Raw genomic sequence first — 7,170 nt, 5'->3', positions numbered from 1 at the left:
GACCGTTAAGCCCTCTAGCGCCGATGGTACTTGGACCGCAGGGTCCTGGGAGAGTAGGACGCCGCCAAGCAATCGAAGGACACACTTGATCATATCGAGTGTGTCTTTTTTATTTGTGTTTTGATCGTTCAACTATAATACTTGTGTGAGTTATAAATAGCCTTTTTCTTTTTTTGTATAATTGAGTATGGATTGTTAATTATTTGATTAATAATACCGATATAAGCTAAAGGGAGTTATTATCTACCTAAACATAATAACAAGGAGACTGAGGAATGAGAAAGTTAGTGATATATTGCTTCACATTCGTGCTAGTAATTACTATGCTTGGTTTACCTGCTGTACAAGAGAAGGCTGAAGCGGCAACAGCCATACCAATTTTAGTAAATGGTGAAAAGGTAAAATTTGAGGTTGACCCTATACAAACGGCGGGTACAACGTTAGTGCAGTTTACTCCGATTTTTCAAAAGCTAGATTTGCTTTATCAGTGGAATAATGCTACTAAGACCGTCACAGCAATGAAAGAAGGCTTAACAATTGAGCTTACCTTAGGGAAAAACCAAGCGATTGTCAATGGCAGTTTGATTACCTTGCAGGTTGCGCCACGACTTGTGAAAGGGAAAATGTTCGTGCCGTTGCGTCTAGTAAGTGAAGCGACTGGTGCAAATATTACTATCAAAAAGAATACAATATACATAGCAACATCCAATTCTAATACTACACCCGATCAAAATTTAGAAACAAAAACACCTTCTAAAAATACTAGCTCTGCTAGGAAAGCAACTGCGGATGCTATTTTAAATGATTTAGCTAAAAATAAGAGTCAACTAATTTATGATGGAATTGTATATGAGAATGAATACCTCGTGGAGATTTCATATGATAATAGTCTGGAGATCACGATGCTGTATGATATTGAAACTATCGATCATATTTATGATGCAGAATTTAAAGATCAACAAGCTTCGATCTATATGACGGTACCTATTTCGGATTATTTGCATGAGAAGTATGAGTTTACCAATATTCATATTCACCAGGCTTTTAGAGGCGTTTATGATAGCGATCCTTCAGGTGATGGGAATGATAATTTGCACCAACCTAGTTATGTGAAATACTTAAATGGAAAGTATGTTGTAACTGCTGTCGTGGCCTCAAGTTTGTTCGAATATACAACCAATAAAGTAACCTTAATATTTGATACCTTTAGTGGTTATCCGTCAACCATTGCTGTAATTACTATCCCATAAAAAGGTGGGAAATTTCTCGGTAATGAGAGTAATTGTATACTAGGCTAGCCTTTTACAAAGAAACAAAAAATCCTTACTTTTTTAGTAAGGATTTTCTGTTTCTAATGAAATAAAAGAAATGATTTAATTTAGGCATTCTTCACCTCATCATAATCATAATAAATATTTTTAAAATTAGTACGAAGTACTAAGACTTAGTGCTATAATAGTAAAAAACCAAATGAGGTGAATGCCGATATGAATCATCAATCAAAGGCAACTATCACGGCAATGGGGACATATGTACCGGATCGAATATTAACGAATGCTGATCTGGAGAAATTAGTCGAGACAAGTGACGAATGGATTGTGCAACGTACAGGCATGAGAGAACGGCGAATTGCAGCTGAAGATCAATTTGTATCTGACCTGGCTACGAAGGCTGTAGAAGATATGATACGTCGTTATAAAGTAAGTGTAGAAGATGTGGATATGATTCTTGTGGCTACCAGCACACCTGAATATGCTTTCCCAAGTACCGCATCCAGAGTACAGGCTAATCTTAAGATCCGACACACAGGTGTACTTGATCTAAATGCGGCATGCGCTGGTTTCTCCTACGGGCTGCAGCTTGCTGACAGCCTGGTGACCAGCGGAATGTACCGAAAAGTACTGGTTATCGGAGCAGAGACATTATCCAAAATTACGGATTACACAGACCGCACGACTTGTATCCTGTTTGGGGACGGAGCTGGAGCCTTCTTGGTGGAGAGATCTGCGCATGATGAAGGTGGCTTTATGGCAGCCATATCCGGTACGCATGGAGAAGGCGGTATCCATCTTTATAAGAGTGGTCTGTCTTCAGAGATGGATGGAGTGCCTTTACAGGGCCAAGGTTGTTTGGTCCAGAATGGACGAGAGGTTTATAAGTGGGCTGTACGGACAATCCCAGAGCAATTGGATAAGCTTATCATACAAGCCGGGTTAAGACCTGAACAGATTGACTGGTTTGTCCCGCATAGTGCCAACATGAGAATGATTGAGGCTGTTTGCGAACGGGGTCCGGTTCCTTTGGAACGTACTTTAACGAGTGTCGAGTATCGCGGGAATACATCTGCTGCTTCCATTCCGCTTGCTTTACAGCTTGCAGTGGATGAGGGGAAATTGAAAGAAGGACAGACTGTAGCTCTCTTTGGTTTTGGTGGTGGTCTGACTTACGCTGGTCTGGTGCTGAAATGGGGCGTACCGGACAAAGTTCAGTAATGGATAACATACGAGTGTATGCAACACAAAAATAATAAAGAAAATTAAAGAGACCACCCGGACTCCATGCAGTCATGAAGAGGGTGGTCTCTTTAGTGAGTTAACTCGTTTAAATAAAATGATATGAATGCATTTGTTTTTTTGTGTTAACGGGAAAGCTTAATTCCATAATTATTTTACGGCGTAAGCTTAGGCGCCTGACGGTGGTGAGTTCCTTGCTCGTAGCTGTATGCCAGCTTGATCAAAGTTCCTTCATCAAAAGCACGACCCAGGAACTCCATACCTACAGGCAGACCATCGGTTGTGAAACCGGCAGGTACCGTAATCGCCGGGAAGCCGGAGAATGGACTCAGACGATTGTTACCACCGGAGTTTTGTCCTTCGCCAATAACACCAGCGGTTTGTGTGGACGTAGGATAGATGATGGCATCCAGATTATTGTCTGCCATTACTTTCAGCAAGGATTCACGTGTAACTTGGGTACGTTTCAGTACGATGTCCTTATATTCGGTAGTCTCCAGGGTTTGGCGTGCATCCCGAGTCTTCATGGATTGTTCTTGGGACTTATCAAACTCTCCGGAAGCGATGATCTCCGACAGACTGTGATATGGAGCATCTGCACCCAATGATTCCAGATAGTCATTCAACTGGAACTTGAATTCATATCCGCTGAGGCTTGGGTATTTGTTGATCTCGGCCAAGTTCGGGATAGGAATTGGAACTGCGGTAGCGCCAAGTGACTTCAATTCTTCCACAGCTGTGTTGATTACGTCAGCAACGGCTTTTTCTTCAGCTTTGGTACTTGGGATGAGTTCTGTGGCCACACCGATGCGTGCACCTTTCAGTCCATTTACATCCAAGAAATCAGTGTAGCTGGAAGGAATTTTTCCAACCGCGTAAGCTGTAGCGACATCCTTTTTGTCATAGCCGGCTGTTGCATCCAGCATAATTGCGGCATCACTTACGGTACGTGCCATAGGTCCGCCAACATCCTGTGTCAAAGCCAATGGGATAATGCCTTCTCGGCTGGACAGTCCGATCGTTGGACGGATACCTACGAGGCTGTTGAAGCTGGAAGGGATTCGGATTGAACCACCGGTGTCCGTTCCCATGCCGGCTGCGGCAAAGTTAGATGCAATTGCAGCGCCTGTTCCGCCGCTTGAGCCACCTGGATAGTGGTCCAGTGCGTATGGATTCAATGTTTGTCCACCCAATGAGCTGGATGTCGTGATGCCAAATGCGAATTCATGCAGGTTTGTTTTGCCCAAAATAATGGCACCAGCTGCTTTAAGTTTCTTCACTTGTTCAGCATCGTGAGCAGGGACGGAATCTTTCAGACAGATACAGCCTGCGGTTGTAGGCATGTCATTGGTATCAAAGTTATCTTTGACCAGAATTGGAACGCCATGCAGAGGCCCGCGAGCACCTTGAGCTGCACGTTCTTCATCCAATTGCTCCGCAATTTGGAGCGCATCCGGGTTCAGGGTTAATATGGCGTTGATGCTTACACCTTGATCATCGTATTTCTCAATGCGGTCCAGATATTTCTGAACCAGCTCTTTTGATGTCAGTTTTCCTTGCGTCATTGCGGCCTGGAGATCCATGATGGTTGCTTCCTCCAGCACAAACGGTTTTATGTAGTTATAAATGCGGTCTTTCAGTATGGAGAGATCATTCTCGGTAAGAACAGCTTTTGGAAGGAAGAGGGAGTCCGTATAACCCTTCATTAGTCCTGCGGTATTCAATGCACCAACAGCACCTGCGAAAGTGGCTTCATCCGGGACATCCTTGAATGATTCGGTAGTCGAATCCAGCTTGAGCCATTGTTGCAAGGCGACCGCAGCATCTTTACGTTGTACGGTTGTGCCGGAGAGCTTGTCCATGGTAAAAGGAACACCTGCAAGTGTAGCCGCTTCTTCCATGGCCTGAACAAATGCTGCCGGAGTAGCAGGCGCTTTTCCTTTGGATACAGCTGCTACGGTTGTTTTACTCGCAGGTGTTGCCGTTGCGGCTGATGCCGAAGGCACCGTTCCTCCCCATGTTGTGGCAACAACAGCTCCTGCCAGTAACAAAGCCGCACTTTTCTTTAATACAGATCCATGATAAGTCATGCATCCACGCTCCCTTCCGTTTCTCATTGATGTGTGTTAGCAGTGATTCTGTTTCTATGCTTTTGACACATTGTATAGTTATGTGAGGTAATCTAACAAGGTTTATATTTATCCAAAAAAACGTATACATCAATGCTGTACAGTATTAATGCTTATTCATGCTTCTGATTTCGTTAGCTCAGGAAATCTACCAAATACCCAAATGTTAATAAATCTAACATGTACTCGGCATGTTGATTCAACATGATGTTACAGGATGCGTGCAGACTAGGAAGCAGATATGGCAGAACATACCCTTCGTGTGAAATGATATAATGAAAAGATAGGAATTAAAGAGACATAACGATCTACCAGAGAGGAAGAGATATGAAGTGAAGACATTGGTACTCGCAGAAAAACCATCTGTGGCACGTGAGATCGCCAGAGTTATGGGGGCGCGTGATAAACATAAAAGTTATATGGAAGGCCCGAAATATATCGTGACCTGGGCGCTTGGACATCTGGTTGGATTAGCTGAACCGGAGGATTACGACAAGAAGTATGCCACATGGAATCTGGAGGACCTGCCCATTCTGCCAGAGCGTACGAAACTGAAGGTACTTAAAGAGACCAACCATCAATATAAAGCCGTGCAGCAGTTGATGAAACGTCAGGATGTGGGTGAGCTGGTCATTGCGACAGATGCGGCCCGTGAGGGAGAATTGCTGGCTCGTTGGATCTTGCAGATGGCGGGTTGGAAAAAATCGTTTAAACGCCTGTGGATTTCATCCCAGACAGATAAGGCGATCAAAGACGGATTTGCTTCACTGAAGCCAGGCAGCCAGTTCGACCGTCTCTATGAATCTGCACGTTGCCGGGCAGAGGCCGATTGGATGATTGGACTGAACGTGACACGTGCGTTAACCGTTCGTTTCAATGCGCAGTTGTCTGCTGGACGTGTGCAAACCCCGACATTAGGCATGATTATGGACAGGGAAAATGAAATTAATGGTTTCCGCTCACAGGAGTACGAGACGTTAACGGCAGATTTGGGCGGATTTCAGGCAGTGTGGCGGGCAGCTGGTGGAGATTCACGAATTTTTGACCCTAAAGAAATGCAAGAGTTGAAGAAACGGGTGGACGGGCGCAAGGGCACGATTGCCCAGGTGAAGAAAAGCGAGAAAGTAGAGCCACATCCGCTGGCATATGACCTGACGGAACTGCAACGGGATGCCAACCGGAAATATGGTTTCTCTGCAAAGCAAACATCGAATGTCCTGCAACGTCTATATGAACAGCACAAACTCGTGACGTACCCACGTACGGATAGCCGGTACCTGACCTCCGATATGACAGCTACCTTGAAAGAACGTCTGGACAGTGTAGCCATTGGACCTTACGCGTCTTTGGCACGTCCTTTGCTGCGCAAAAATCTGAATATCACCAAACGTATTGTGGATGACAGCAAAGTGACCGATCACCATGCCATTATCCCCACGGAGCAAACAGTGCTTCTCAATCAATTGAACCCGGAGGAACGCAAATTGTACGATCTGATCGTACGTCGTTTTATCAGCCTGTTCTATCCGTCAGCGAAGTACGATTCGGTTGCGATCACGGTTCAGGTGGGGGGCGATTCCTTCCATGTCAAAGGTACAACGGTGAAAGAAAGTGGATGGCGTGAAGTATACGGCGGTGATTACAGCGATGATGACGATGACCATGCTGACGATGCAGCAGACCACGAGCGTGCGCTTTTGCCAGATGTGCAGCAAGGACAGTCCGTGACGGTTCAGCGTTGCCATATTAAAAGTGGACGGACGATGCCGCCCAAACGGTATACCGAAGCCGCTTTGCTTTCCCAGATGGAAAAGCATGGACTCGGGACTCCGGCTACACGAGCGGATATTATTGAGAAGCTGGTCAGTTCCGATACAATAGATCGTCAGGGCAACAGCATGCATCCAACCGGCAAAGGCAAACAGTTAATAGAACTGGCTGCCCCACAGCTGCGTACACCGGATCTGACTGCTCGTTGGGAGGCGGAACTGGAAAGGATAGCCCGTGGACAAGGGAAACCGGGACCTTTCCTGGATGGTATTCGTTCAATGGCGAAAGAGCTGGTGTCTACGGTAAAAGGCAGCAAAGCAGAGTACAAGCCACATAATGTGTCGAATAGCCATTGTCCGGACTGTAACGCACGGCTGCTGGAGAAGAAGGGCAAACGCGGCAAGTTTCTTGTGTGTCCTACGGAGGACTGTGGGTATCGCCGTTCAGCAGAAAAAAGGTTATCCAACCGTCGTTGTGCCCAGTGTCACAAAAAGATGGAAATCAAAGAGGGCAAAGCGGGACTATACGTGCAATGTCTGCCATGTGGTATTACAGAAACATTGGATAAGGACAAACAGCATCTGAACAAGCGCGATCAGCAAAAGCTCGTGAAACAGTATGCAAAGCAGGAGTCCATTGGGTCTAACCTTGGAGATCTGCTGAAGGCGGCTATGGAGAAAAAGGGAGAGTAGGGCAAGCTCTGAGTTAGGGCAGATCGCATCCATCATGTAACACTAGTTGCGAATAACCGGCGCTAT

4 protein-coding genes are annotated in these 7,170 nt (G+C 45.5%); 3 read left to right on the top strand and 1 reads right to left on the bottom strand.

Annotated features, from left to right (window positions below; all coding sequences use genetic code 11):
* The first annotated feature begins 275 nt into the window (after positions 1–275).
* Together ACTHPG_RS25770 and ACTHPG_RS25765 are read left to right on the top strand one after the other, a co-directional pair.
* Positions 276–1,250, top strand: a complete 975-nt coding sequence (locus tag ACTHPG_RS25770) for a copper amine oxidase N-terminal domain-containing protein (protein ID WP_440392226.1) — start codon at positions 276–278, stop codon at positions 1,248–1,250.
* Between the two features lie 237 nt (positions 1,251–1,487).
* Positions 1,488–2,492, top strand: coding sequence for a ketoacyl-ACP synthase III (locus ACTHPG_RS25765; protein WP_440392224.1), 1,005 nt, complete (start codon positions 1,488–1,490; stop codon positions 2,490–2,492).
* Between the two features lie 176 nt (positions 2,493–2,668).
* On the opposite strand, the gene ACTHPG_RS25760 is transcribed toward ACTHPG_RS25765, so the two are convergent.
* A complete protein-coding gene (locus ACTHPG_RS25760) occupies positions 2,669–4,603 on the bottom strand; it encodes an amidase family protein (protein ID WP_440392223.1) in 1,935 nt (644 codons plus the stop codon).
* A 371-nt stretch (positions 4,604–4,974) separates the two neighbouring features.
* Between ACTHPG_RS25760 and ACTHPG_RS25755 the strand changes: the two genes are divergently transcribed.
* A complete protein-coding gene (locus ACTHPG_RS25755) occupies positions 4,975–7,104 on the top strand; it encodes a DNA topoisomerase III (protein ID WP_440392222.1) in 2,130 nt (709 codons plus the stop codon).
* Positions 7,105–7,170: the final 66 nt, after the last annotated feature.

The sequence above is a fragment of the Paenibacillus sp. SAF-068 genome (assembly GCF_051967555.1).
Taxonomy (GTDB): domain Bacteria; phylum Bacillota; class Bacilli; order Paenibacillales; family Paenibacillaceae; genus Paenibacillus.
Note: the sequence above shows the minus strand (reverse complement) of the source record. Positions and strands in the feature narration are given on the sequence as shown.